Here is a 1,425-nt window from a genome sequence, read left to right as displayed (position 1 = left end):
CTGTTGCCTCATTGCAATACCTCCGGGAAGACTAATACGTTGCCTCAAATGAAAACCTCCGCTTCCGCGTGATCGTTGCCTCGTTGCAGAGGCTCCGGAGGGCTATGGGTTCCAGGCCCGGTTTACGGGTCTGATTGGAGCTGGTTTCTTGGCCAGTGCAAGGGTTTCCAGTTCGGCTGTGAGGGCCATGATTTGGCGGGAGAGAACTCCGGGTTTGATGCGTTTGAAGGCGGCGTTCATTCGTATGACCGGGCTCTTACGCATCCGTGGATGGCGCACGGCTCGTTGGTGGGGCGTGGCTGGCGCGTCGTGTTTCTTGGTGACTTTGGCGCCGTAGCGCTGCTTGGAAACCAGCTTTTGCTGTGGCAGCAGGTAGTTGGTGAAGACACGATCCAGCTCCCAGATCTCGTTGAGCTTTTCCAACTCGCCAGCGGTGTCGTAGCGCAGGTAGCCGACCAGTTCCCGGACCCGTGCCCAGTTCTTTTGCTCCACATGGGCGCCGTCATTTTTGTTTCCCGGCCGGGAGCGGGTGAAGGTGATCTGGCGGGCGTGGCAATAGGCCAGCAGGTGCTCATTAATGAACTCTGACCCGTTGTCCGAATCGATGCCGAGGATGGGAAACGGGAACACCGCAGTGACGTGTTCAAGGGCTTCGAAGACCCACTTGGCGGCTTTGTTCCGCACGGACCTGTTCACCGTCCATCCGGTGCAAATGTCCGTCACCGTCAGGGTGAAGCAGAACTCCCCAAAGCTGTTGCCGCCCTCGTGACCGACCAGGTCGATCTCGACAAAGCCCGGCACTGCATCATCCCACTCGGCCCAGGTCCGGACCGGGATCTGGGATTTGAGCAGGGTGCCCGGCTTGGTGTGGGACCGTCCCCGCAGGGTCAGCTTTGACCGTTCCCCCGCAAGTTTCCGGTCGATGGTCGCCGCGCTCATCCGCATCAGCAACGCTGCTTGTTCATCTGTGATGTCGAGCTCGCCGTCGCGGCGCAGCAGCGGCACCAGAACCGGCAGCATCGGGGCCAGAAGCTTGCCGGCAGGTGCACGCAATACCGCCCAGCACTTGCCCAGCGCCGGCAACAAATCAGGGCCATACACCGGGTCCCTGCCCGGCCGGGGTTTGACGACCTTCAGGACCAGCGCGTCCCGCAGCGCCGCCCGGGCATAGTCGCGGTGCCAACCGGTCAACTCGACCAACTCGTCCAGGATCCGGGACTTTCCTGCACGATCAGCGCCCCGGTAGGCGAGGGCCTTCTTCTTCGTCACAGCTTGCCGCTGGGCCATCGTTAGCTCCATGAAAACGGGCATAGCCCCCATCCGGTGCCGCTCCCGAGAACCACGCCGCTACGCGGAGGTTTTCAAATGAGGCAACGAATCGGTCTACGCGGAGGTTTTCAATGAGTCAACGCGAGGCCTTGACTC

The 1,425-nt window shown here is 61.3% G+C and carries 1 protein-coding gene; it reads right to left on the bottom strand.

Going from position 1 to position 1,425, the window contains the following annotated elements; genetic code table 11:
* Positions 1-102: 102 nt before the first annotated feature.
* Positions 103-1,287: a transposase family protein gene (locus tag P2Q66_RS11425; protein ID WP_275728139.1), complete on the bottom strand. Its 1,185-nt coding sequence runs from the start codon at positions 1,285-1,287 to the stop codon at positions 103-105.
* Positions 1,288-1,425 lie beyond the last annotated feature (138 nt).

This window comes from Arthrobacter sp. Cr_A7 (assembly GCF_029222765.1).
Classification (GTDB): domain Bacteria; phylum Actinomycetota; class Actinomycetes; order Actinomycetales; family Micrococcaceae; genus Arthrobacter.
The sequence above is the reverse complement of the archived record's forward strand: the minus strand, read 5'-3'. Positions and strand labels throughout refer to the sequence as shown.